This is a genomic window from Sphaerotilus sp. (assembly GCF_013299175.1).
Classification (GTDB): Bacteria; Pseudomonadota; Gammaproteobacteria; order Burkholderiales; family Burkholderiaceae_C; genus Sphaerotilus.
In genome coordinates this window covers 1-21,585 of record NZ_JAAFKF010000072.1, presented here as the reverse complement: position 1 = coordinate 21,585, position 21,585 = coordinate 1, and the positions used below count along the sequence as shown (strand labels likewise).

Sequence of the window (21,585 nt, the reverse complement as noted above, 5' to 3'; positions counted from 1 at the left end):
AGATCGCGGCGACCGCGGGCGTCGAGTGCCGCAAGGACGCCGACGTGATCGACGAGATTCCGATGGCGTACAAGGACATCGATGCGGTGATGGCGGCGCAGGGGGATCTGGTGGAGGTGGTGTATGTGCTCAAGCAAGTGGTTTGTGTAAAGGGATGACCATGGAAATAACTCGCTGCATCAGGAAGCATGGGAATCTCATGCCATCCGCATGGGACACATTAATTAATATCCCAGATGGGGCATTCCATCATATCGAGCACAATTTTAGACACCCTAGATCAATTTATCTCTCATCCCTAAATAATATATTAACATCCTATGAAAAAACCTTAGACGCCTTACAGAGCCTCAGGCTGGATTATATTTATGCACAAAATAGCTCAAAAAACAATCAACTTATTCACGAATACAAAACTCTGCTACACAGCGCAAATGAACACTTTGATGCATGCTTCCAGATCATAAAATCAACCTTACCTTCTTCAGCCGCCAAATCCCAGCAAAATGAAGCCTTCCTTGACCAAGCAAAACCAGACGGATGGAAGGAGTTCAAAAATAGCATCGAAGAGTACCGATCCAAGAGAATAGGCAAAATTGTCAACATGCTCAAACATCGCCAAGCAGAAATAAATTTCTTTTATTTTCACGCTCCCGGCGACTTTAGACCCGGCTATTATATTGTAGATATTCATGATCACAAAACCATAGGGCCTGCACCCTCTGTACACGCAGGAGGGAATACAGCCTTCTCATGCTACAGAGATCTTTTGCTTCATTTTTGGTGGCTACACCGAATCGGTGATCTGCTATCAAAGTATTTGTCGAAATTTATACCCTCGACACAACCCGCCACGTTCACGCCCCTACTGGAAACGTCAGAGCGATGGGGGAAAGTTATAAAAAATCTCTCCAATCTGACACCAGCACCTTTTCCGGACGAAATACGCCTTCCGATTCCACGTTTAAATTGCCATCAAGATATGAAAAAATTCACAATGCAATTTCCGGGCAGGATGATTTTTCATTTCCCAAACAAGGTTATCGCATCAAGTCAAATAAGAGTTGAAGCAGACCACCCGACAAATAAATTACCGTATTTTGGACGAGACAAAAAATAGGCATCTCGAATGCAAAGCCTCCACCCCCTGACCCCCTCCCAGCTCGGCGAGTTCCTGCTCCACGTCGCCACCGTGCGCCCGGTGTTCATCTGGGGCGCGCCGGGCATCGGCAAGTCGGCGCTGGTGCAGCAGTTCGCCGAGAGCGTCGGGCTGGCGTGCGTGTCGCTGCTGGGCAGCCAGCTCGCACCGGAAGACCTGATCGGCGTGCCGCAGATCGAGGGCGGGGTGAGTCGCTTCTGTCCGCCGGCGATGATCGCGCGGCGCGAGCCGTACTGCCTGTTCCTGGACGAGCTGAACGCCTGCTCGCAGGAGGTGCAGAAGGCGTTCTACAGCCTGATCCACGAGCGGCGCATCGGCGAGTACCACTTGCCGGCCGGCTCCATCGTCATCGGCGCGGGCAACCGGGCGCAGGACTCGGCCATCGTCAAGCCGATGTCCTCGGCGCTGATCAACCGCATGGTGCATGTGCAGTTGCGCGTGTCGGCGTCGGAGTGGCTGGCGTGGGCGCAGGCCGAGGGGCTGCACCCGCTGGTCATCGAGTACCTGCAGCAGCGCCCCGACCACCTCTGGAGTCCGCCGCCCAAGCACGAGGAGCCGTTTTCGTCGCCGCGGGCGTGGCACATGCTCAGCGAGGCGCTGCAGGGCTGGGGCACCACCATCCCCGACGCGATGGTGGACGCACTCGCCCAGGGCAGCCTGACCCCGGCGCACGCCGCGCAGTTCAAGGCGTTCGGCAAGCTGGCCGGCGACCGGCACCGGCTCGACGCAATCTTCAAGGGCGACGCCCGCTGGCCGCACGAGCCGGAGCACCGCGACGTGCTGTACTTCCTGGCGCAGGCGTTCCGCGCCCGGCTGGTGAAGATGCTGCCCGCCGACCGCAAGGCCGCGTCGGGGGATCTGCAGGCGCTGGTCCACCGATCCAAGGCGATGCTGCGCGACCTGGCGCAGATCAGCCTGGAAATGGCCCAGATCGCGGTAGCGCGGGGCGATGACGGGGAGCTGCCTGGCTGGTTCCTGGTCGAGGTGATCCGCGACCTGCCCCGGCTGGCCGAGGCGGCGGGCTGAACCAGTCATGGCCGCGCGCAAGCCCCCTGCCCTGAACCGCGCCGACCAGGCCTTCGAGCAAGGCATGGCGATGCTCCGCCAGCACCCGATGTTCGAGGGGCTGCTGCTGCGGGCCTCCGTTCGGCGCAACCAGCAGTACACGCAGCCCCCCGCGCAAGGCTGGCTCGTGGCCTCCGCATCGGACGCGCTCTACCTGCACCCGACCCGCTTGGCCGCGCCGGGCGAATGGGCGTTTGTCCTTGCACAGGGGCTGCTGTACCTCGGCATGGAGCGCTTCGAGCATGACCGGGCGATCTGGCCGGCGTGGTCGGCGGCGTGTGATGTCGTGATCGTGCGGCTGCTGCGCACGCTCAAGCTCGGGCAGGTGCCGACGCATGTGCATCTGCCGGAGGAACTGCCCGGCTGGGACGAGGCGCGCTGGTACACCGCCTTTGTCGAAAACGGCGTGCCGGACTGGGCCGCTGCGCTCAGCCCGGCAGGGCCAGGGCACACCGGCATGCTCCCTCCAGCCGACACGCCCGCACCACCCAGCCACCGCATCAGTTGGGCCACCGCGCTGGCCGAAGGCATCTCGCGCTCGGTGCAACTGGCGGTAGAAGCGGCCAGCGGGCAGGACCGGCGCCGACGGCAAGGACCACAGCCCCTGAGCCTGCCGACGGAGCGTGCGCGGAGCTGGTTCATCAGCAGCTTCCCGCTGCTGGGCGCGATGGTCAGCGCCTTCGAGTTCATCGAGAACGCCGACCTGTGCCGCCGCGAGGAGATCCAGGTCGCCGCCGTGGACGAGGTGGCGCGCACGATCTACCTCAACCCGGCCGCCGGGCTGACCGAGTCGGAGCGGCGCTTCGTCATCGCGCACGAGGTGCTGCACGTCTCGCTGCGCCACCTCGGCCGGCGCCGGGGGCGGGACGCCTACCTGTGGAACGTCGCCTGTGACTACGTGATCAACGGCTGGCTGATCGAGATGGGGGTGGGCACGCCGCCCGCGCTGGGCCTGCTGCACGACGTGCAGCTCGCCGAGCTGTCGGCCGAGGAGGTGTACGACCGCATCGTCACCGACCTGCGCCGCGCCCGCAAGCTCGCCACGCTGGCCGGCCGCCAGGGCGACATGCTGGAGCGGCGCATCGGCGGCGGCCACCTCCCGGCCGAGGGCACGGACCTGGATGCCTTCTACCGCTCGATGCTGGCACGGGGTTTGGCGCTGCACGACCAGCAGGGGCGCGGGCTGCTGCCGGCCGGGCTGATCGAGGAGATCCGGGCGCTGCTGCAACCACCGATTCCGTGGGACGTGAAGCTGGCGCAGTGGTTCGATCACCACTTCCCGCCGATCGAGAAACAGCGCAGCTACGCCCGCCCGAGCCGCCGGCAGGCGTCCACACCGGACATCCCGCGGGCACGCTGGGTGGTCGATCCGCGCTGGCTGGAAGGCCGCACCTTCGGCGTGGTGCTCGACACCTCGGGCTCCATGGAACGGCACCTGCTGGCCCGTGCGCTCGGCGCCATCGCCAGCTACGCGGCGGCGCGGGATGTACCGGCGGCGCGGGTGGTGTTCTGCGATGCGGCGGCGCACGACGCGGGCTACATGCCGACCGATGAGATCGCCGGGCGGGTGGCAGTGCGCGGCCGAGGCGGCACGGTGCTGCAACCGGGCATCGACCTGCTGCAGAACGCCCGCGATTTCCCCGCCGACGGGCCGATCCTGGTGATCACCGACGGCGACTGCGACACGCTGGCGATCCGGCGCTCACATGCCTACCTGCTGCCCGAAGGTCGGCGGCTGCCGTTCCGGCCGGTGGGCGAGGTGTTTTACCTGAGTTGATCTGAGCTGAATTGATGAACGAGTTCCCCATGTCCACCGCCCCCATCCTGAGCGCCCACCCGGTCGAGCCAGCGATGCGCGCCACCATCCTCGACGCACTGCGGCGCATCGAGGCGGCCCACCACGTCACCATCCTGTTCGCCTGCGAATCCGGCAGCCGCGGCTGGGGTTTCGCCTCGCCGGACAGCGACTACGACGTGCGCTTCATTTACGTCCCCCGCCTGCCCTGGTACCTGACGGTGGAGCCGCAGCGCGACGTGATCGAGGTGCCGATCAGCGGCGACCTGGACATCAACGGCTGGGAGTTGCGCAAGGCGCTGCAGTTGCTCAAGGCGTCGAACCCGACGCTGCTGGAGTGGCTGCGCTCGCCCATCGTCTACCGCGAAGAGACCGAGGTGATGGCGCCGTTCAGGGGGCTGGCCGAGCGCGGCTTCTCCACCGTGCGCGGCTACCACCACTACGTGTCGATGGCGAAGAAGAACCTGCGCGAGCACCTGCTCGGCGAGGTCGTGCGCTACAAGAAATACCTTTACGTGCTGCGTCCCTTGCTGGCCGCACGCTGGATTCGCGCCGGACGCGGGGCGCCGCCGATGCGCTTCGCCGACCTGGCGCAGGCCACATTGAACGACCCGGTACTGATCGCCGAGATCAACCGGCTGCTGGAGGTGAAGATGCGCGCCGGAGAAGCGGCCACGTCGCCACGCTGGCCGGCGATCCACGATTTCCTGGTACGCGAGCTGGAGGCCGCCCATGCCCAAGGTCCGGTGGACGATGGCCGACTGGACACGAGCGGGCTGGATGACTTCCTGCGGCACACCGTGGCCCGCTTCGACACACGACAACCCTGACCGACACGCTGATCCATGTCCATGTCCATGATCCACATCGATGCCTCTCAAGGCGAAGGCGGCGGCCAGATCCTGCGCACCTCGCTCGCGCTGTCCATGGTGACCGGCCAGCCGATCCTGCTCGACAAGATCCGCGCCCGCCGCCCGAAACCCGGCCTGATGCGCCAGCACCTCACCTGCGTGACCGCCGCACAGGCGATCAGCGGCGCACAGGTCGAAGGCGCCACGCTCGGCTCGCAGACGCTGCGCTTCACCCCCGGCCCAGTGCGTGGCGGCGAGTACGAGTTCAGCGTGGGCACGGCCGGCAGCGTGATGCTGGTGCTGCAGACCGTCTGGCCCGCGATGCTGCTGGCCGAGGCACCCACCCGCCTGACGCTGCAGGGAGGCACGCACAACCCGATGGCGCCGAGCTTCCACTTCGTCGAGCGGGCCTACGCGCCGCTGGTGCGGCGGCTGGGTGCGGCGGCCGAGTTGCGGCTGCGGCGCTGCGGTTTCTACCCCGGCGGCGGTGGCGAAATCGAGGCTGAGCTGCAACCCGCGAGCGCCGAGGGTCTGCAGCCCTTCGACCTGACCGAACGCGGCGCCCTGCTCAGCCAGCATGCCGAGTGCCTCATCCCCGGCCTGAAACGCAGCATCGCCGAACGCGAGCTGGAGGTGTTGCGCGAGCAGCTCGGCTGGGCATTCGACCACTCGGCCATCCCCGTGACGCGCCAGAACGAAGGACCGGGCAATGCGCTGCTGGCCACGCTGCGCCACGAACACGTCACGGAGGTGTTCTGCAGCCTCGGCGAGAAGTCGCGCAGCGCGGAAACCGTCGCCGCCGACGTGGCCCGGCAGGTGAAACGCTACCTCGGCAGCACGGCCGTGCTCGGTGTCCACTTGGCCGACCAGTGGGTGCTGCCGCTGGCGCTGGCCGTGTGGCGCAACGGGCGGGCGGCGCGGTACACCTGCACCGACGTGAGCCTGCACGCGGCGACCAATTTCCGCACCATCGAGCGATTCCTGCCGGTGCAGATCAGCACGCGCACCTTGCCGGGTGGGCACGGGGTGGAAGTGACAGTGGCAATGGCCGTGACCCCGAAGGGCGACAATGCCGCATGAGCACCTTCACCCAAATCCGCCTGTTCACCGACACCGACGGCCGCGCCCGTTTCCGCGAGGAGCCGATCGCGCTGACCGAAGGCAAGCCCGCCGCGCGCCTGTCGCCCCTGGTGCCGAGCGGCGGCTACCAACTGCGGCACAGCCCGGTGGGATTCCGCAGCGAGTTCCATTGCACCGAGAACCCGCAGTGGGTGTTCATCCTCGGTGGACAGATGGAGATCGGCTTGCAGGACGGCACATCGCGTGTCTTCTCGCCCGGTGAACACTTCTACTCGGCCGATGTGTTGCCGGTCGGCGCTACGTTCGATGCCACCGTCCACGGCCACTGGAGTCGGCAGGTCGGCCCGGAACCGCTGGTCACGGTGTTCGTCCGGGACTGATTCGATTTGAATCGCCCGAAATCGATCGCCCAAAACAAAAAGCCAACTCGATGAGTTGGCTTTTGAATGTTTGGTTGCGGGGGCAGGATTTGAACCTACGACCTTTGGGTTATGAGCCCAACGAGCTACCAGACTGCTCCACCCCGCGACTGAAACTGTAAAAATTTACTGCTGGTTTGAACGACTCTGGTGTTTCGTTCAAACGATCTGAATCTTTTTGGTTGCGGGGGCAGGATTTGAACCTACGACCTTTGGGTTATGAGCCCAACGAGCTACCAGACTGCTCCACCCCGCGACTGAGACTTAGACTATAACCGGATTATTCAGCGGCGTCAACCGGCGCAGCATCCGCATCCGGACGATCCACCAGCTCGACGAAGGCCATCGGCGCATTGTCGCCAACGCGGTAGCCCATCTTCAGGATGCGGCTGTAGCCACCCGGACGTGCGGCGTAACGCGGGCCGAGGACAGCGAACAGCTTGACGACGTTGTCGCGGTCACGCAGGCGGTCGAAGGCGAGGCGCTTGTTGGCCAGCGTCGGGGTCTTGCCCAGCGTGATCAGCGGCTCGACGACGCGGCGCAGTTCCTTGGCCTTCGGGACCGTGGTCTTGATGGCTTCGTGCTGGATCAGCGAGTTGGCCATGTTGCGCAGCATCGCCAGGCGGTGCGACGAGGTGCGGTTCAGTTTGCGGAGTCCATTACCGTGGCGCATGAGAATTCCTTCTGGTTCGATGTTCAATTGCCGGCGGCCGGATCAGGTACCGCCGGTTGCACGTTCAAAGCGTGCGGTGTGTTGCGTTCAACAAGCGTTCGACGTTCAACGCTTGTCGAGACCTTGCGGCGGCCAGTTTTCCAGACGAGCACCCAGGGTCAGACCACGCGAGGCGAGGACTTCCTTGATCTCGTTGAGTGACTTGCGACCCAGGTTCGGGGTCTTCAGCAGCTCGGTCTCGGTACGCTGGATCAGGTCGCCGATGTAGTAGATGTTCTCGGCCTTCAGGCAGTTCGCCGAACGCACCGTCAGCTCCAGCTCATCGACCGGACGCAGCAGGATCGGATCGAAGTGCTGCGCACGCGGTGCAGGTTCGACGATGCCGGCCAGGTCGTTGCCTTCGAGCTGCGCGAACACGGCGAGCTGCTCGACCAGGATCTTGGCCGAGGCACGGATCGCTTCCTCCGGCGAAATCGCGCCGTTGGTCTCGATTTCCATGACCAGCTTGTCCAGGTCAGTGCGCTGCTCGACGCGGGCGCTCTCGACGGTGTAGCTCACGCGGCGAACCGGCGAGAACGACGCGTCCAGCACGATGCGGCCAATGCTCTTGGTCGGCTCGTCGGCGTAGCGGCGCATCGTGCCCGGCACGTAGCCACGGCCCTTCTCGACCTTGATCTGCATGTCTAGCTTGCCACCCTGGGCCAGGTGCGCGATGACCAGGTCCGGGTTGATGATCTCGACATCGTGCGGCGTCTGGATGTCACGCGCGGTGACCGGGCCTTCGCCCTCCTTGCGCAGCACCAGCGTCACTTCGTCGCGGTTGTGCAGACGGAACACCACGCCCTTGAGGTTGAGCATGATGTGGACGACGTCTTCCTGCACGCCATCCACCGTCGAGTATTCGTGCAACACGCCCGCGATCGTCACTTCGGTCGGCGCGTAGCCCACCATCGACGACAGCAGCACGCGGCGCAGTGCATTGCCCAGCGTGTGACCATAGCCACGTTCGAACGGCTCCAGCGTCACCTTGGCGCGGTGTCCGCCCAGCGGTTCGACGTTGATGGCTTTGGGCTTCAGCAGATTGGTTTGCATTCAAAGTTCCTGTCAATACCCTCGGCTCGTTACACCGATAAGGCTGATGGACCCACCGGGCGAGGCAAGACCCCAGCGCACCCGGGATGCGGTGGGGTCTGAGGCACGCACGCTCCGGTGCGCGCCATCTCACGGATCACATGGATCAGCGCGAGTACAGTTCGACGATCAGCGATTCGTTGATCTCGGCGCCGAATTCGTCGCGGTCGGGAGCCTTCTTGAAAGTCCCTTCCATCTTGGTCAGGTCAACCGACACCCAGGCCGGCAGGCCGATCGAGTCGGCCAGCTTCAGTGCATCGACGATGCGCAGTTGCTTCTTGGCCTTTTCGCGCACCGACACGACGTCACCGGCCTTGACCGAGAACGACGGGATGTTGACGACCTGGCCGTTGACCGTGATCGACTTGTGCGACACCATCTGACGCGCTTCGGCACGGGTCGAACCGTAGCCCATGCGGTAGACGACGTTGTCCAGGCGCGATTCCAGCAGTTGCAGCAGCGTGGCGCCGGTGTTGCCCTTGCGGCGCTCGGCTTCGGCGAAGTAGCGGCGGAATTGCTTTTCCAGCACGCCGTACATGCGCTTGACCTTCTGCTTTTCACGCAGTTGCAGACCGTAGTCCGAGGTGCGCGAACCCGAGGTGCGGCCATGCTGGCCCGGCTTGGTTTCGAACTTCGACTTGTCGCTGATCGAACGGCGGGCGCTCTTCAGGAACAGGTCGGTGCCTTCACGGCGGGAGAGTTTGGCCTTGGGGCCGAGGTAACGTGCCACGGACGTTGTCCTTGTGTTTCAATCTGACGCACGCAATTCGTGCGCGAGTCCCGCGGGAATCCGCGAAACGGTGGTCTTAACGCAGTGCCAAGGCCGTGAAGCCCGAACACCTTGGGTGTGTCGCAATGACGAGTTTTCCGGCGAATGCACGGGGCATTCGCCGGAAAACCTGCGATTGTAGCGCAAATTGATGCAATTCATCCTGTTCGCGATCGCGAACAGGACTCCAGCATCAGATACGGCGGCGCTTTTGCGGGCGGCAGCCGTTGTGCGGAACCGGCGTCACGTCGGAGATCGACGCGATGCGGATGCCCAGGGAAGCCAGCGCACGAACCGACGACTCGCGACCAGGACCTGGGCCCTTGATGCGAACGTCCAGGTTCTTGATGCCTTGTTCCTGAGCGGCACGACCTGCGACTTCCGCCGCCACCTGGGCTGCGAAGGGCGTCGATTTGCGCGAACCCTTGAAACCCTGGCCACCGCTCGACGCCCAGGACAACGAGTTGCCTTGACGGTCGGTGATCGTGATGATCGTGTTGTTGAACGATGCATGCACGTGGGCGATGCCGTCCGCAACGTTCTTGCGGACTTTCTTGCTCACGCGGCGTGCGGCGTTGTTGACAGGTGCTTTTGCCATGACTCGACTCTTTCCTGGGCGACGATGCGCTTACTTCTTCAGCGCAGCAGCGCCCTTTTTCGGACCCTTGCGGGTACGGGCATTGGTGCGGGTACGCTGACCGCGCATGGGCAGGCCACGGCGATGGCGGAAACCACGGTAGCAGCCCAGGTCCATCAGGCGCTTGATGTTGATCGAGATTTCGCGGCGCAGATCACCTTCGATGGTGATCGTGCCCACGGCCTCACGGATCTTCTCCAGGTCGCCGTCAGTCAGGTCCTTGACCTTCTTGTTGAACGGGATGCTGCAGCTTTCGCAGATCTTCTGGGCGGTCGTGCGACCGACACCGAAGATCGCGGTCAGGCCGATTTCGGCGTGCTTGTGCGGCGGGATGTTGATACCAGCAATACGTGCCATGGTGACTCTCTAAAGGGTTTCAGCGACGGGCGATCAACCCTGACGCTGCTTGTGGCGCGGATCGGTGCAGATCACACGGACCACACCCTTGCGACGGATGATCTTGCAATTGCGGCAGATCTTCTTGACGGATGCCGAGACTTTCATGGTCTTCTCCTTGATCGGCTTGCGCTTCTCTTCCGGGCAATGTTGGGAGGTTCGCTCACTTCGCCCGGAACACGATGCGAGCACGACTGAGGTCGTAGGGGGTCAATTCAACGGTCACTTTGTCTCCCGGCAGGATGCGGATGTAGTGCATCCTCATCTTGCCGGAAATATGCCCGAGCACTACATGGCCGTTTTCCAGTTTGACCCGGAAGGTGGCATTGGGGAGGTTTTCGATGACCTCCCCCTGCATCTGAATAACATCGTCTTTCGCCATGTGAAATCGGCTCGATACGCTTACTCGGTCTTTCTTGCCCAGCTTGCCTTGAAGTTCAGTTCGCCTTGAAACTGGACTTCTTCAGCAACGTTTCATACTGCTGCGACATCACGTACGACTGGACCTGCGCCCAGAAGTCCATCGTCACCACGACAATGATCAGCAACGACGTCCCACCGAAGTAGAACGGCACGTTGTACTTCAGCACCAGGAACTCGGGCAGCAGGCAGACCAGCGTGATGTACGCCGCACCGCCGAGCGTGAGTCGCCCGAGGATCTTGTCGATGTACTTCGCGGTCTGCTCGCCAGGACGAATCCCGGGAATGAACGCACCACTCTTTTTCAGGTTGTCTGCAGTCTCACGGCTGTTGAACACCAGCGCCGTGTAGAAGAAGCAGAAGAACACGATCATCGCGGCGTAGAGCAGCACATAGATCGGCTGGCCCGGCGACAGGGCCGACGAGATGTCCTTCAACCAGCGCAGCTTTTCACCTGTCGCAAACCAGCCCACGACCGTCGCCGGCAGCAGGATGATCGACGACGCGAAGATCGGCGGAATCACGCCCGCCATGTTGACCTTCAGCGGCAGGTGCGACGACTGACCACCATAGACCTTGTTGCCAACCTGCCGTTTGGCATAGTTGACCAGAATCTTGCGCTGAGCCCGCTCGACGAACACCACCACGAAGGTCACCGCGACCACGATCAGCACAATCAGCAGCGCGACAATCACGCTCATCGCACCGGTGTTGATCAGATTGGCCAAGCCACCGATCGCTCCCGGCAAACCCGCCGCGATGCCCGAGAAAATCAGGATCGAGATGCCATTGCCCAGACCGCGCTCGGTGATCTGCTCACCCAGCCACATCAGGAACATCGTGCCGGCCGTGAGGCTGACGATGGCCGTGATGCGGAACATCGGACCCGGATCGATCACCAGACCGGCCGACCCTTCCAGCGCGAGCGCAATGCCCATCGACTGGAACAGCGCCAGACCCAGCGCACCGTAACGGGTGTACTGCGTGATCTTGCGGCGACCGGCTTCGCCCTCTTTCTTCAGCGACTCCAGCGTCGGGATCACGTAGCCCATGAGCTGCACGATGATCGATGCCGAGATGTACGGCATGATCCCCAAGGCGAAGACAGTGAAGCGGGAGAGCGCACCACCCGAGAACATGTTGAACAGGTTCAGGATGCCGCCCTGCTGGCCCTTGAACAACTGCGCGAGCTGCTCGGGGTTGATGCCAGGAACGGGGATGTGCGCGCCGATGCGGTAAACCACCAAGGCCAGCAGCAAGAACACGAGTCGGCGACGCAGATCGCCGAACTTCCCGTTCTTCGCCAGTTGTGTCGGGTTCGTTGCCACGGAAGACCTGTGACTCAGGCAGCGATCGAGCCGCCAGCGGCTTCGATGACGACCAGCGCACCAGCGGTGGCCGCCACGCCCTTCAGCACGACCTTCTTGGTCAGCTCGCCGGACTTGATGACCTTGACGTTCTTCACGATGTCCGCCACCAGACCCGCCTGCTTGAGCGTCAGCACGTCGATTTCATCGACGGCCAGGTTCTGCAGTTGCGCCAGGGTGACTTCAGCGTTGTACTTCAGCAGTTGCGACTTGAAGCCGCGCTTGGGCAGGCGACGCTGCAAAGGCATCTGACCGCCTTCGAAGCCCACCTTGTGGTAGCCACCGGCACGCGATTTCTGACCCTTGTGACCGCGACCAGCGGTCTTGCCCAGGCCGGAACCGATGCCGCGACCCACGCGGCGCTTGGAGTGCTTGGCACCCGAGGCCGGCTTGATCGAATTGAGTTCCATGATTACAGCACCTTCACCAGGTACGAGACCTTGTTGATCATGCCGCGCACCGCAGGGGTGTCTTCCAGCACGGATTCGGTGTTCATGCCACGCAGGCCCAGGCCACGCACCGTGGCACGGTGCGATTCGCGGGTGCCGATCGGGCTCTTGACCAGCTTGACCTTGACGGTCTTCTTGTCGGTGTTCTCAGACATGTTGTCCTCCGGCCCGCTCAGTTGAAGATTTCTTCAAGCGTCTTGCCACGCTTGGCGGCCACCGCGGACGGGGTCGTCATGCGAGACAGGGCGTCGAACGTGGCGCGAACCATGTTGTACGGATTCGAGGATCCGAGGCTCTTCGCGACGATGTCGGTGATGCCCATGACTTCGAACACGGCGCGCATCGGACCACCAGCAATGATGCCGGTACCAGCGGGCGCGGGGGCCAGCAGCACCTTGGCAGCGCCGTGCTCACCGGTCGCGTTGTGCGGAACGGTGCCGTTGCGCAGCGGGATCTTGACCATGCCACGACGTGCGGATTCCATCGCCTTCTGGACGGACATCGGCACTTCACGCGACTTGCCCTTGCCCATGCCGATGCGACCGTCACCGTCACCGACCACGGTGAGGGCTGCGAACGCCATGATCCGGCCGCCCTTGACCACTTTGGTCACGCGGTTGACCTGGATCATCTTCTCGCGCATGCCGTCGTCGCGACCTTCGTCAGCAACCTTCGGTTGAAACTTAGCCATTTTGTATTCCTTCGTTTCGAGCGAGGCGGATCAGAATTGCAGACCGGCTTCGCGCGCTGCATCGGCCAGCGCCTTGATGCGGCCGTGGTACGCGAAACCAGAGCGATCGAACGCCACCTTCTCGACGCCGGCGGCCTTGGCCTTCTCGGCGATGCGCTTGCCGATCAGCGTGGCGGCATCGACGTTGCCGCCCTTGCCAGCGCCGATCTGTTCGCGGACTTCCTTTTCGGCGGTCGAGGCGCTGGCGAGCACCTTCGAGCCGTCGCCGGAAATGACGCTGGCGTAGATGTGGAGGTTCGAGCGGAAGACGCTCAGACGAACCGCACCCTGCAATGCAATGCGGGCACGGGTCTGGCGGGAGCGACGCAGGCGCTGTTCTTTCTTGTTCAACATGGTGCGGCTCCTTACTTCTTCTTGGTCTCTTTGATCGTGACCTTCTCATCCGAATAACGGATGCCCTTGCCCTTGTAAGGCTCGGGGGGACGGAAGGCACGAACTTCTGCGGCCAACTGGCCGACGACCTGGCGATCAGCACCCTTGATCAGGACTTCGGTCTGAGTGGGGCACTCGACCTTGATGCCTTCAGGCATGTCCTTGACCACGGGGTGCGAGAACCCGATCTGCAGATTGAGCTTCTGACCGGTGGCCTGGGCACGGAAGCCCACGCCAACCAGGTTCAGCTTGCGCTCGAAACCCTTGCTCACGCCATTGACCATGTTGTTGACCAGCGCACGCACAGTGCCGGACATGGCATTGGCGGCGGCCGAATCATCGGTCGGTGCAAAGGACAGCTTGCCAGATTCGTTGCTCACCTTGACCAGGCGATGCACCGGACGCACCAGGGTGCCTTTGGCCCCCTTGACACTGATCTGGGCTTCGGTGACCGACACGTCCACGCCTTGCGGGACGGTGATCGACATTTTTCCAACGCGGGACATTTGTCGTTCCTCCTGCTTAGGCGACGTAGCAGAGGACTTCGCCACCGATACCGGAAGCGCGGGCCTTGCGGTCGGTCATCACACCCTGGGGGGTGGTGACGATGGCAACACCGAGGCCGTTCTGGACCTGGGGAATGTCGTGGCGGCCCTTGTAGATCCGCAGACCAGGGCGACTGACGCGCTCGATGCGCTCAATCACCGGGCGGCCGGCGTAATACTTCAGACCGATCTGGAGTTCGGACTTGCCGTCCGTCGTCTTGACTGCGAAACCGTCGATGTAACCCTCGTCCTTGAGAACCTGCGCAATGGCAGACTTCAACTTGGACGCTGGCATCGCTACGCTGGCCTTCTCGACCATCTGCGCGTTGCGGATGCGGGTCAGCATGTCGGCGATAGGATCACTCATGCTCATGGAATAACTCCTGTTCGTGCCCTGGGGCCGGCTTACCAGCTCGCCTTGACGACACCGGGGATGTCGCCTCGGAAGGCCAGTTCACGAATCTTGTTGCGCGCCAGACCGAACTTGCGGAAGGTACCGCGCGGACGGCCCGTGATCCCGCAGCGGCTACGCAGACGGGTCGGGTTGGCATTGCGGGGCAGCTTCTGCAGAGCCAGACGCGCCATGTAGCGCTCTTCTTCCGACTTGTTGCTGTCGTCGATGATGGCCTTCAGTTCCGCGTACTTCTTGGCGTACTTGGCCACCAGCTTCTCGCGCTTTTCTTCGCGCTGGATGAGAGAGACTTTTGCCATGGGGGCCTCAGTTCTTGAACGGGAAACGGAAGGCCGTGAGCAGCGCCTTGCACTCGTCATCGGTACTGGCCGTCGTCGTGATGCTGATGTTCAGACCACGCAGAGCATCCACCTTGTCGTATTCGATTTCGGGGAAAATGATCTGTTCTTTGACGCCGATGTTGTAGTTGCCGCGACCGTCGAACGAACGTCCCGAGATACCGCGGAAGTCACGAACACGCGGCAGCGCGATCGTCACGAAACGGTCCAGGAATTCGAACATGCGCACACCGCGCAGGGTCACCATGCAGCCGATGGGCACGTTTTCGCGGATCTTGAAACCGGCGATGGCCTTGCGGGACTTGGTGACGACAGGGCGCTGGCCGGCAATCTTGGTCAGGTCGCCGACGGCGTGGTCCATGACCTTCTTGTCGGAGACCGCTTCGGAGACACCCATGTTCAGGGTGATCTTCTCGAAACGCGGCACTTCCATGACCGACGTGTAGCCGAATTTCTGCATCAGGTCAGGAACGACCTTCTCGCGATAGAACGCTTGCAGACGAGCTTGAGCTTGTTGTTGAGCCATCTCGAATTCCCGCCTCAGGCTTTGATCTCTTCGCCACTGGACTTGAAGACGCGCACTTTTTTGCCGTCAGCCAGGAGCTTGATGCCCACACGGTCGGCTTTGCCGGTCGCGGGGTTGAAGATCGCCACATTCGATTGGTGAATCGGCATGGTCTTGTCAACGATGCCGCCGGTCGTGCCCTTCAGGGGGTTCGGACGCACATGCTTTTTCACGACGTTGATGCCATCGACCACGACGTGGTCTTCATCAACGCGCAGCGAAATCGCACCGCGCTTGCCCTTGTCGCGACCGGTCAGCACGATGACCTCGTCGCCTTTGCGAATCTTGTTCATGGCCTGTCCTTCGCAGTCGGCTTAGAGCACTTCCGGAGCCAGGGACACGATCTTCATGAAGCGCTCGGTACGCAGTTCACGCGTCACCGGGCCGAAGATGCGGGTGCCGATCGGCTCCAACTTGGCATTGAGCAGCACGGCTGCATTGCCATCGAACTTGACGAGCGAGCCGTCCTGACGACGAACGCCCTTGGCCGTGCGAACGACCACGGCGTTGTAGACTTCGCCCTTTTTGACGCGACCACGCGGCGCAGCTTCTTTGATGCTGACCTTGATCACGTCGCCGATACCGGCATAACGACGCTTAGAACCGCCAAGCACCTTGATGCACATGACAGACTTCGCACCGGTGTTGTCCGCGACGTCGAGTCGCGATTGCATTTGGATCATGTCGAATCCCCAACTTATCCCGCGCTGATAGCCCCACTCGGCCACCGCTCGCGGTCAGTCTTGGGCCCGTCACAACGACCAGGTGAGAACTCACCAAGCGGTTGCGTTTGGGGCGGAGCCAGATTGCACCACATGCGGCTAGGCACGCGTGCAAGCCAGAAGAGCCTAAGAGTATGTCAGGCCGGGGAAATCATGTCAACTCCCCCAGCGCGAATATTCGCAGGGCCGCGCGTCAGTCGTAGACCTCGGCATCCGGGTCGGTCGCCTCCAGCTCATAGCTGGCCGCCAGCATGGCCAGACGCGCGACCACCCCATACATGTAGAACCGGTTCGGTGCGCTCGCACCCGGCTTGGTGCCCTGTCGGGGCAGGTGGTTGCTCTCGGCGAACGCCAGCGGGATGAACTGCGCACCCGGCGAGTTGAGGTTCTCGTCGATGCCACGGTCAGCATGGACGCGGTAAAAGCCACCCACCACGTAGCGGTCCAGCATGTACACCACCGGCTCAGCCACCGCGTCGTTCATGCGCTCGTAGGTCGGCACCCCCTCCTGGATGATCACCTCGGTGACTTCCTGCCCGTCCTTGATCACGCTCATCTTGTTGCGCGTGCGGCGGTTGAGTTCGTCGAGCTGCTTGGCGTCACGCACGGTCATGATGCCCATGCCATAGGTGCCGTTGTCGGCCTTGACGATCACGAACGGCTTCTCGTTGATGCCGTATTCCTTGTACTTGCGGCGGATCTTGCCCAGCAGGGCGTCCACGTTGGTCTGCACGCACTCGATGCCCGTGCCCTCGGCAAAATTCACCTCGCCACACTGGCTGAACATCGGGTTGATCAGCCACGGGTCCATGCCCATCAGCTTGGAGAACTTCTTGGCGACCTCTTCATACGCCTGGAAGTGGTTGGTCTTGCGGCGCACCGCCCAGCCCGCGTGCAGCGGTGGCAGCAGGTACTGCTCGTGCAAGCCCTCCAGCACCGCCGGGATGCCCGCCGACAGGTCGTTGTTGAGCAGGATGGTGCAGGGATCGAAGTTCTTCAGCCCGAGCCGGCGTTGCGAGCGCAACAGCGGCTCCATCGTCAGCGACTCGCCACCGGGCAGCTCGAACGTCGTCGGCTCCTTGACCTCCGGGTCGAGTGAACCCAAGCGCACGTTCAGCCCCGCCTGCGTGAAGATCTGCACCAGCCGCGCCACGTTGGTCATGTAGAACGTGTTGCGGGTGTGCTTCTCGGGGATCAGCAGCAGGTTCTTGGCCTCGGGGCAGATCTTCTCGATCGCGGCCATCGCCGCCTGCACCGCCAGCGGCAGCATCTCGGGCGTCAGGTTGTTCCAGCCGCCGGGAAACAGGTTCGTATCGACCGGCGCCAGCTTGAAGCCGGCGTTGCGCACATCGACCGAGGTGTAGAACGGCGGCGTGTGCTCCATCCACTCCAGGCGGAACCAGCGTTCGATGGCGGGCATCGAGTCGAGGATGCGCGCCTCCAGTTCATTGATCGGGCCGGTCAGAGCGGTGACGAGATGGGGAACCATGGGGGCGACCTGCGAGGTGAAGGGGAATGAGGGCCATTCTAGGAAGGTCTTCACATGCGGGTGCAGCGCCAAAACAAAAGGGGCCACCCGAAGGCGGCCCCTTGCAGGGAGATCAGCAGAAAGTGGTCACTTGGCGTAAGCGGTTTCACCGTGCGAGGTGATGTCCAGACCTTCGCGCTCGTCGTCTTCCGGCACGCGCAGGCCGATCACCAGGTCCACGATCTTGTAGGCGATCACCGAGACCACGGCCGACCACACGACCGTCAGGCCCACCGCCTTGGCTTGCACCAGGACTTGCGCGGCGATCGAGTAGGCGTCCGGCGCGGTCATGCCCACCGTCACCCAGTCGGCCACCGTGCTCGGGCCACCCAGGTTCGGCGAATTGAACACGCCGGTCAGCAGCGCACCCAGGATGCCGCCCACGCCGTGGACGCCGAACACGTCCAGCGAGTCGTCGGCCTTGAGGATGCGCTTGAGGCCATGCACGCCCCACAGGCAGACGAAGCCGGCGATGACACCGATGATCAGCGCGCCCAGGATGCCGACGTTGCCAGCCGCCGGGGTGATGGCCACCAGACCCGCCACGGCGCCCGAAGCGGCCCCCAGCATCGACGCCTTGCCCTTCATCAGTGCTTCACCCATCGACCAGGCCAGCACCGCAGCCGCGGTCGCCAGGAAGGTGTTGATGAACGCCAGAGCGGCAAACCCGTTGGCTTCCAGTGCCGAGCCAGCGTTGAAGCCGAACCAGCCCACCCACAGCAGCGAAGCGCCCACCATGGTCAGCGTCAGCGAGTGCGGCGTGAAGGCTTCGCGGCCGTAGCCGACGCGCTTGCCGACCATGTAGGAGCCGACCAGCCCGGCCACGGCCGCATTGATGTGAACGACGGTACCGCCGGCGAAGTCCAGCGCGCCCCACTGCCAGATCAGACCGGCCTTGGCGTTCATCGCATCGACCACGTCCTTGTTGGCGTAGGCGTCCGGACCCATCCAGAACCAGACCATGTGCGCGATCGGCGCATAGCTGAACGTGAACCACAGCACCATGAACATCAGCACGGCCGAGAACTTGATGCGCTCGGCGAAGGCGCCGACGATCAGGCAGCAGGTGATGCCGGCGAACGTGGCCTGGAAGGCAGCGAACACGATCTCGTGGATGTAGACACCCTTGCTGAACGTGGCAGCGGGCGCGAACGTCCCGGCGACGTTGTCCCAGGTGCCCTTCATGAACAGGCGGTCGAAGCCCCCGATGAAGGCATTGCCCTCAGTGAACGCCAGGCTGTAGCCGTAGACGAACCACAGCACGACGATCAGCGAGAACGTCACCATCACCTGCATCAGCACCGACAGCATGTTCTTCGAGCGGACCAGGCCGCCGTAGAACAGCGCCAGACCCGGCAGCGTCATCAGGATGACCAGCAACGTGGACAGCATCATCCAGGCCGAGTCGCCCTTGTCGATCTTGGGCGTAGACGCGGCTTCCGCCGGTGCGGCGGCTGCCGCCTTGGCCAGCGTGATCTCGACGCGGCGGGCGGCTTCGCCCTCGCCGGCCGTGATGTCCTCGGGCTTCTGCAGCACGACGCGGGCCTCATCGACCCCCGCCAGCTTCAGTGCCGCGCGCACGGCAAGCGCACGCTGCTTGGCCAGTTCCTTGTTCACTTCCAGCGAACCAGTGTTGTCGGCGAAACCGGACAACTGCACCTTGGCATCGGCATTGGCGGCCAGGAAATCGGCCACGGCCTTCAGGGAGGCAGCGGCATCCGGGGCCACGTCGGCCTTGCCGGATTCGAACATCAACTTCGCGTTCGGGAAATCGGCGGCCAGGGCCGCGGGCGCAAAGCCCAGCATCCCGGCGGCCATCCACAGCGCGGCGAACCACGCGAGCATCTTCTTCATGGGTGTTCTCCTCGTTTTATGGGGGCGGCGCTTACAGAGCGTCCTTGCCGGTCTCGCCCGTGCGGATGCGCAGCACCTGCTCCAGCGACGTGACGAAAATCTTGCCGTCACCGATCTTGCCGGTGCGTGCAGCGGTCTCGATGGCCTCGATCACGCGGTCCACCACCGCGTCGTCCACCGCCGCTTCGACCTTGACCTTGGGCAGGAAATCGACGACGTATTCGGCGCCACGGTACAGCTCGGTATGGCCCTTCTGGCGCCCGAAGCCCTTGACCTCGGTGACGGTGATGCCCTGCACGCCGATGCTGCTGAGGGCTTCTCGAACCTCATCCAGCTTGAACGGCTTGATGATGGCAGTGACCATTTTCATGGTGGCTCCTGGTTGCTCTGACTGGTTGATCTTGGAAGGAATACCCACCGCCTTCTGCATCTTCCGTGCCACCACTGGAAACATCCCGTGACCGCCCTTCCAGCGCGCACGACACCCCCCATGCACCGACATGGTGTCCTGTGCATGCACGCTGTTGGTGCTTCTCCCCCTTCAGGGTGAGTTACGAACCGTGCGGACCTGCGCAGAATGGGCTGGGTCGCCCCTCCACCGCACCGTTCCGACCCGGACACGCACCACCATGTCACTCGCGATCGTCCACAGCCGCGCCTTGCTCGGCCTGCAAGCCCCGGAGGTGACTGTCGAGGTCCACCTCGCCAACGGCCTGCCCAGTTTCACCCTCGTCGGCCTCGCGGACACCGAGGTCAAGGAGTCCCGCGAACGGGTACGGGCCGCGCTGCACAACAGCGGGCTGGAGTTTCCGCACAACAAGCGCATCACCGTGAACCTCGCCCCGGCGGATCTGCCCAAGGAGGGCGGGCGCTTCGACCTGCCCATCGCGCTGGGCATCCTGGCCGCGGCGGGCCACATCGACCCGGCGGCACTGGAGACGCTGGAGCTGGCCGGGGAGCTGTCGCTGGCGGGGGATCTGCGGCCGGTGCGGGGTGCGCTGGCGATGGCCCTCGCGTTGCAGCGCGGGGGTCCGCGTGGCGCGGTCCGGCGCACGCTGGTGCTGCCACGCGCCAGTGCGGAGGAGGCAGCCCGCGTGCCCGGCCTGGACCTGCGCTGTGCCGACCACCTGATGGAGGTCGTCCACGCGCTGCAGCCCGGTGAAGGCTGCGTACCTCTGCACGCCCCGCAGCCACCACCCGGCCGGCCCGCCCCGCCCCTGCCGGACCTGCGCGACGTGCGCGGTCAGGCGGTGGCCAAGCGGGCGCTGGAAATCGCCGCGGCGGGAAAACACAGCCTGCTGCTGGTCGGCCCGCCCGGCACCGGCAAGTCCATGCTCGCCCAGCGCCTCATCGGCCTGCTGCCCCCGCTGGAGGAAACGCAGGCGCTGGAGTCGGCCGCGGTGCTCAGTCTGGCCGGGCGCTTCGATCCGGGTGCCTGGTCGCAGCGCGTGCTCCGGGCGCCGCACCACAGCGCCTCCTCGGTGGCGCTGGTGGGTGGCGGATCACCGCCCCGCCCCGGCGAGATTTCATTGGCCCACCACGGCGTCCTGTTTCTGGACGAGCTGCCCGAGTTCCCGCGCGCCGCCCTCGAAGCCCTGCGCGAACCGCTGGAGAACGGCCGCATCACCATCTCGCGCGCCGCGCAGCAGGCCGAGTTCCCGGCGCGCTGCCAGCTCGTCGCGGCGATGAACCCCTGCCCCTGCGGCATGCTCGGCTCGACGATGCGCGCCTGCCGCTGCACCCCCGAAGCCGTGGCGCGTTACCAGAACCGGCTGTCCGGCCCGCTGCTGGACCGGATCGACCTGCGCGTCGAAGTGCTGGCGATTGCGCCGGAAGAGCTGTCCTCGGCGCCGGATGGCGAGCCGAGCGGGTCCATTGCAGCGCGGGTCGTCGCGGCCCGCCAGCGCCAGCAGGCGCGTCAGGGCGTGTGCAATGCAGAGCTGGAGGCAGGCGTGCTGGCCGAACACTGCCGAGCCCAGTCGGCGGCGACCCACTTCCTCAACACCGCCGCGGCCCGCCTGGGCTGGTCCGGCCGCAGCCTGCACCGGGTGATGCGCGTGGCGCGCACCATCGCCGATCTGGCCGGCGCCGCCGACACCGAGATCGGCCACATCGCCGAGGCGATCCAGTTGCGCCGCGCCCTGCCCGGTCGGTGAAGCGGGTTGACATCCTCCCCGCCCTAAAGGACGGGGATTCCTCCTGCGAGACGCGCATGTCCGCGCGCGGCGATGTTCCTGGCTGCATTCACGTCGCGGTGGTGTTCCGCGCCGCAATCGCAGCATGTCCA

The 21,585-nt window shown here is 63.7% G+C and carries 30 protein-coding genes and 2 tRNA genes; 8 read left to right on the top strand and 24 right to left on the bottom strand.

Features of this window, described 5'->3' with window-relative positions:
- From QZW52_RS13050 to QZW52_RS13020, 7 genes are all read left to right on the top strand, one after another.
- The coding region (locus QZW52_RS13050; protein ID WP_293999528.1) for an RtcB family protein at window positions 1-158 on the top strand (158 nt) is incomplete at its 5' end.
- Between the two features lie 41 nt (window positions 159-199).
- Window positions 200-1,120 (top strand): hypothetical protein, encoded by a 921-nt coding sequence (locus tag QZW52_RS13045; RefSeq protein WP_293999522.1) that lies wholly within the window; start codon window positions 200-202, stop codon window positions 1,118-1,120.
- Window positions 1,121-1,129: 9 nt separating this feature from the next.
- Entirely contained in the window at window positions 1,130-2,185 is a 1,056-nt protein-coding gene (locus QZW52_RS13040; protein ID WP_293999520.1) for an AAA family ATPase, read from the top strand.
- A gap of 7 nt (window positions 2,186-2,192) precedes the next feature.
- Window positions 2,193-4,001, top strand: coding sequence for a vWA domain-containing protein (locus QZW52_RS13035; RefSeq protein ID WP_293999517.1), 1,809 nt, complete (start codon window positions 2,193-2,195; stop codon window positions 3,999-4,001).
- Between the two features lie 29 nt (window positions 4,002-4,030).
- A complete protein-coding gene (locus QZW52_RS13030) occupies window positions 4,031-4,849 on the top strand; it encodes a nucleotidyltransferase domain-containing protein (protein ID WP_293999514.1) in 819 nt (272 codons plus the stop codon).
- Window positions 4,850-4,870: 21 nt separating this feature from the next.
- Window positions 4,871-5,950, top strand: coding sequence for an RNA 3'-terminal phosphate cyclase (gene rtcA, locus QZW52_RS13025; protein ID WP_293999525.1), 1,080 nt, complete (start codon window positions 4,871-4,873; stop codon window positions 5,948-5,950).
- Window positions 5,947-6,330: a cupin domain-containing protein gene (locus QZW52_RS13020; RefSeq protein WP_293999511.1), complete on the top strand. Its 384-nt coding sequence runs from the start codon at window positions 5,947-5,949 to the stop codon at window positions 6,328-6,330. Before rtcA ends, QZW52_RS13020 begins: the two co-directional genes overlap by 4 nt.
- A gap of 71 nt (window positions 6,331-6,401) precedes the next feature.
- On the opposite strand, the gene QZW52_RS13015 is transcribed toward QZW52_RS13020, so the two are convergent.
- The 23 genes from QZW52_RS13015 to glnK all read right to left on the bottom strand — a co-directional run bounded on the left by QZW52_RS13015 (window position 6,402) and on the right by glnK (window position 19,668).
- Window positions 6,402-6,478 (bottom strand) — tRNA-Met (locus QZW52_RS13015).
- A 70-nt stretch (window positions 6,479-6,548) separates the two neighbouring features.
- Window positions 6,549-6,625, bottom strand: a tRNA-Met gene (locus QZW52_RS13010).
- A gap of 24 nt (window positions 6,626-6,649) precedes the next feature.
- Window positions 6,650-7,042 (bottom strand): 50S ribosomal protein L17, encoded by a 393-nt coding sequence (gene rplQ, locus QZW52_RS13005; protein ID WP_293999508.1) that lies wholly within the window; start codon window positions 7,040-7,042, stop codon window positions 6,650-6,652.
- Between the two features lie 105 nt (window positions 7,043-7,147).
- Complete coding sequence (locus QZW52_RS13000) at window positions 7,148-8,134, bottom strand: DNA-directed RNA polymerase subunit alpha (protein ID WP_293999505.1); 987 nt, start codon at window positions 8,132-8,134, stop codon at window positions 7,148-7,150.
- Between the two features lie 145 nt (window positions 8,135-8,279).
- On the bottom strand, window positions 8,280-8,903 hold the full coding sequence (rpsD, locus tag QZW52_RS12995) for a 30S ribosomal protein S4 (protein ID WP_293999502.1): 624 nt from the start codon (window positions 8,901-8,903) through the stop codon (window positions 8,280-8,282).
- Between the two features lie 232 nt (window positions 8,904-9,135).
- Window positions 9,136-9,540 carry a 30S ribosomal protein S11 gene (rpsK, locus tag QZW52_RS12990; RefSeq protein ID WP_179633180.1) on the bottom strand — a complete coding sequence of 135 codons (405 nt, stop codon included), beginning with the start codon at window positions 9,538-9,540 and terminating at the stop codon, window positions 9,136-9,138.
- A 30-nt stretch (window positions 9,541-9,570) separates the two neighbouring features.
- Complete coding sequence (gene rpsM, locus QZW52_RS12985) at window positions 9,571-9,936, bottom strand: 30S ribosomal protein S13 (protein ID WP_293999498.1); 366 nt, start codon at window positions 9,934-9,936, stop codon at window positions 9,571-9,573.
- Between the two features lie 33 nt (window positions 9,937-9,969).
- Complete coding sequence (rpmJ, locus tag QZW52_RS12980; protein ID WP_012348927.1) at window positions 9,970-10,083, bottom strand: 50S ribosomal protein L36; 114 nt, start codon at window positions 10,081-10,083, stop codon at window positions 9,970-9,972.
- 55 nt (window positions 10,084-10,138) lie between these two features.
- Window positions 10,139-10,357 carry a translation initiation factor IF-1 gene (gene infA, locus QZW52_RS12975; protein ID WP_004521905.1) on the bottom strand — a complete coding sequence of 73 codons (219 nt, stop codon included), beginning with the start codon at window positions 10,355-10,357 and terminating at the stop codon, window positions 10,139-10,141.
- A gap of 55 nt (window positions 10,358-10,412) precedes the next feature.
- Window positions 10,413-11,723, bottom strand: a complete 1,311-nt coding sequence (gene secY / locus QZW52_RS12970) for a preprotein translocase subunit SecY (RefSeq protein ID WP_293999492.1) — start codon at window positions 11,721-11,723, stop codon at window positions 10,413-10,415.
- A 14-nt stretch (window positions 11,724-11,737) separates the two neighbouring features.
- A complete protein-coding gene (gene rplO, locus QZW52_RS12965) occupies window positions 11,738-12,172 on the bottom strand; it encodes a 50S ribosomal protein L15 (RefSeq protein WP_293999489.1) in 435 nt (144 codons plus the stop codon).
- Between the two features lie 2 nt (window positions 12,173-12,174).
- Complete coding sequence (gene rpmD, locus QZW52_RS12960; RefSeq protein ID WP_179633184.1) at window positions 12,175-12,366, bottom strand: 50S ribosomal protein L30; 192 nt, start codon at window positions 12,364-12,366, stop codon at window positions 12,175-12,177.
- A gap of 17 nt (window positions 12,367-12,383) precedes the next feature.
- On the bottom strand, window positions 12,384-12,902 hold the full coding sequence (gene rpsE, locus QZW52_RS12955; RefSeq protein ID WP_293999486.1) for a 30S ribosomal protein S5: 519 nt from the start codon (window positions 12,900-12,902) through the stop codon (window positions 12,384-12,386).
- Window positions 12,903-12,932: 30 nt separating this feature from the next.
- Window positions 12,933-13,295, bottom strand: coding sequence for a 50S ribosomal protein L18 (rplR, locus tag QZW52_RS12950; RefSeq protein WP_293999484.1), 363 nt, complete (start codon window positions 13,293-13,295; stop codon window positions 12,933-12,935).
- A gap of 11 nt (window positions 13,296-13,306) precedes the next feature.
- Window positions 13,307-13,840 (bottom strand): 50S ribosomal protein L6, encoded by a 534-nt coding sequence (gene rplF, locus QZW52_RS12945; RefSeq protein ID WP_293999482.1) that lies wholly within the window; start codon window positions 13,838-13,840, stop codon window positions 13,307-13,309.
- Between the two features lie 16 nt (window positions 13,841-13,856).
- Window positions 13,857-14,252 carry a 30S ribosomal protein S8 gene (rpsH, locus tag QZW52_RS12940; RefSeq protein WP_293999480.1) on the bottom strand — a complete coding sequence of 132 codons (396 nt, stop codon included), beginning with the start codon at window positions 14,250-14,252 and terminating at the stop codon, window positions 13,857-13,859.
- A 32-nt stretch (window positions 14,253-14,284) separates the two neighbouring features.
- The gene (gene rpsN, locus QZW52_RS12935; protein ID WP_179633189.1) at window positions 14,285-14,590 is read right to left on the bottom strand and encodes a 30S ribosomal protein S14; all 306 of its coding nucleotides are present in this window, start codon (window positions 14,588-14,590) and stop codon (window positions 14,285-14,287) included.
- 7 nt (window positions 14,591-14,597) lie between these two features.
- Complete coding sequence (gene rplE / locus QZW52_RS12930; RefSeq protein ID WP_293999477.1) at window positions 14,598-15,155, bottom strand: 50S ribosomal protein L5; 558 nt, start codon at window positions 15,153-15,155, stop codon at window positions 14,598-14,600.
- 14 nt (window positions 15,156-15,169) lie between these two features.
- Complete coding sequence (gene rplX, locus QZW52_RS12925) at window positions 15,170-15,487, bottom strand: 50S ribosomal protein L24 (RefSeq protein ID WP_179633191.1); 318 nt, start codon at window positions 15,485-15,487, stop codon at window positions 15,170-15,172.
- Window positions 15,488-15,508: 21 nt separating this feature from the next.
- Window positions 15,509-15,877, bottom strand: a complete 369-nt coding sequence (rplN, locus tag QZW52_RS12920; protein ID WP_173805738.1) for a 50S ribosomal protein L14 — start codon at window positions 15,875-15,877, stop codon at window positions 15,509-15,511.
- A gap of 232 nt (window positions 15,878-16,109) precedes the next feature.
- Complete coding sequence (gene gshA, locus QZW52_RS12915) at window positions 16,110-17,405, bottom strand: glutamate--cysteine ligase (protein ID WP_293999468.1); 1,296 nt, start codon at window positions 17,403-17,405, stop codon at window positions 16,110-16,112.
- 126 nt (window positions 17,406-17,531) lie between these two features.
- Window positions 17,532-19,298, bottom strand: coding sequence for an ammonium transporter (gene amt, locus QZW52_RS12910; RefSeq protein ID WP_293999465.1), 1,767 nt, complete (start codon window positions 19,296-19,298; stop codon window positions 17,532-17,534).
- Between the two features lie 31 nt (window positions 19,299-19,329).
- Entirely contained in the window at window positions 19,330-19,668 is a 339-nt protein-coding gene (glnK, locus tag QZW52_RS12905; RefSeq protein ID WP_293999463.1) for a P-II family nitrogen regulator, read from the bottom strand.
- Between the two features lie 259 nt (window positions 19,669-19,927).
- On the opposite strand from glnK, the gene QZW52_RS12900 reads away from it, so the two are divergent.
- Complete coding sequence (locus tag QZW52_RS12900) at window positions 19,928-21,454, top strand: YifB family Mg chelatase-like AAA ATPase (RefSeq protein ID WP_293999461.1); 1,527 nt, start codon at window positions 19,928-19,930, stop codon at window positions 21,452-21,454.
- 23 nt (window positions 21,455-21,477) lie between these two features.
- On the opposite strand, the gene QZW52_RS12895 is transcribed toward QZW52_RS12900, so the two are convergent.
- A partial coding sequence (locus QZW52_RS12895) for a zinc ribbon domain-containing protein (RefSeq protein WP_293995802.1) occupies window positions 21,478-21,585 on the bottom strand: 108 nt, incomplete at its 5' end.

Coding starts and splice junctions, on each gene's coding strand:
- rpsM (WP_293999498.1), bottom strand. CDS start 9,936: ATGGCACGTATTGCTGGTATCAACATCCCGCCGCACAAGCACGCCGAA.
- QZW52_RS13000 (WP_293999505.1), bottom strand. CDS start 8,134: ATGCAAACCAATCTGCTGAAGCCCAAAGCCATCAACGTCGAACCGCTG.
- QZW52_RS13035 (WP_293999517.1), top strand. CDS start 2,193: ATGGCCGCGCGCAAGCCCCCTGCCCTGAACCGCGCCGACCAGGCCTTC.
- QZW52_RS13030 (WP_293999514.1), top strand. CDS start 4,031: ATGTCCACCGCCCCCATCCTGAGCGCCCACCCGGTCGAGCCAGCGATG.
- QZW52_RS13040 (WP_293999520.1), top strand. CDS start 1,130: ATGCAAAGCCTCCACCCCCTGACCCCCTCCCAGCTCGGCGAGTTCCTG.
- rpmJ (WP_012348927.1), bottom strand. CDS start 10,083: ATGAAAGTCTCGGCATCCGTCAAGAAGATCTGCCGCAATTGCAAGATC.
- rplN (WP_173805738.1), bottom strand. CDS start 15,877: ATGATCCAAATGCAATCGCGACTCGACGTCGCGGACAACACCGGTGCG.
- glnK (WP_293999463.1), bottom strand. CDS start 19,668: ATGAAAATGGTCACTGCCATCATCAAGCCGTTCAAGCTGGATGAGGTT.
- rplQ (WP_293999508.1), bottom strand. CDS start 7,042: ATGCGCCACGGTAATGGACTCCGCAAACTGAACCGCACCTCGTCGCAC.
- rpsH (WP_293999480.1), bottom strand. CDS start 14,252: ATGAGCATGAGTGATCCTATCGCCGACATGCTGACCCGCATCCGCAAC.
- gshA (WP_293999468.1), bottom strand. CDS start 17,405: ATGGTTCCCCATCTCGTCACCGCTCTGACCGGCCCGATCAATGAACTG.
- rplX (WP_179633191.1), bottom strand. CDS start 15,487: ATGAACAAGATTCGCAAAGGCGACGAGGTCATCGTGCTGACCGGTCGC.
- rpsK (WP_179633180.1), bottom strand. CDS start 9,540: ATGGCAAAAGCACCTGTCAACAACGCCGCACGCCGCGTGAGCAAGAAA.
- rplF (WP_293999482.1), bottom strand. CDS start 13,840: ATGTCCCGCGTTGGAAAAATGTCGATCACCGTCCCGCAAGGCGTGGAC.
- QZW52_RS13020 (WP_293999511.1), top strand. CDS start 5,947: ATGAGCACCTTCACCCAAATCCGCCTGTTCACCGACACCGACGGCCGC.
- rpsN (WP_179633189.1), bottom strand. CDS start 14,590: ATGGCAAAAGTCTCTCTCATCCAGCGCGAAGAAAAGCGCGAGAAGCTG.
- rtcA (WP_293999525.1), top strand. CDS start 4,871: ATGTCCATGATCCACATCGATGCCTCTCAAGGCGAAGGCGGCGGCCAG.
- QZW52_RS13045 (WP_293999522.1), top strand. CDS start 200: ATGCCATCCGCATGGGACACATTAATTAATATCCCAGATGGGGCATTC.
- infA (WP_004521905.1), bottom strand. CDS start 10,357: ATGGCGAAAGACGATGTTATTCAGATGCAGGGGGAGGTCATCGAAAAC.
- rplE (WP_293999477.1), bottom strand. CDS start 15,155: ATGGCTCAACAACAAGCTCAAGCTCGTCTGCAAGCGTTCTATCGCGAG.
- rpmD (WP_179633184.1), bottom strand. CDS start 12,366: ATGTCTGAGAACACCGACAAGAAGACCGTCAAGGTCAAGCTGGTCAAG.
- rpsE (WP_293999486.1), bottom strand. CDS start 12,902: ATGGCTAAGTTTCAACCGAAGGTTGCTGACGAAGGTCGCGACGACGGC.
- QZW52_RS12900 (WP_293999461.1), top strand. CDS start 19,928: ATGTCACTCGCGATCGTCCACAGCCGCGCCTTGCTCGGCCTGCAAGCC.
- amt (WP_293999465.1), bottom strand. CDS start 19,298: ATGAAGAAGATGCTCGCGTGGTTCGCCGCGCTGTGGATGGCCGCCGGG.
- rplR (WP_293999484.1), bottom strand. CDS start 13,295: ATGTTGAACAAGAAAGAACAGCGCCTGCGTCGCTCCCGCCAGACCCGT.
- rplO (WP_293999489.1), bottom strand. CDS start 12,172: ATGGAACTCAATTCGATCAAGCCGGCCTCGGGTGCCAAGCACTCCAAG.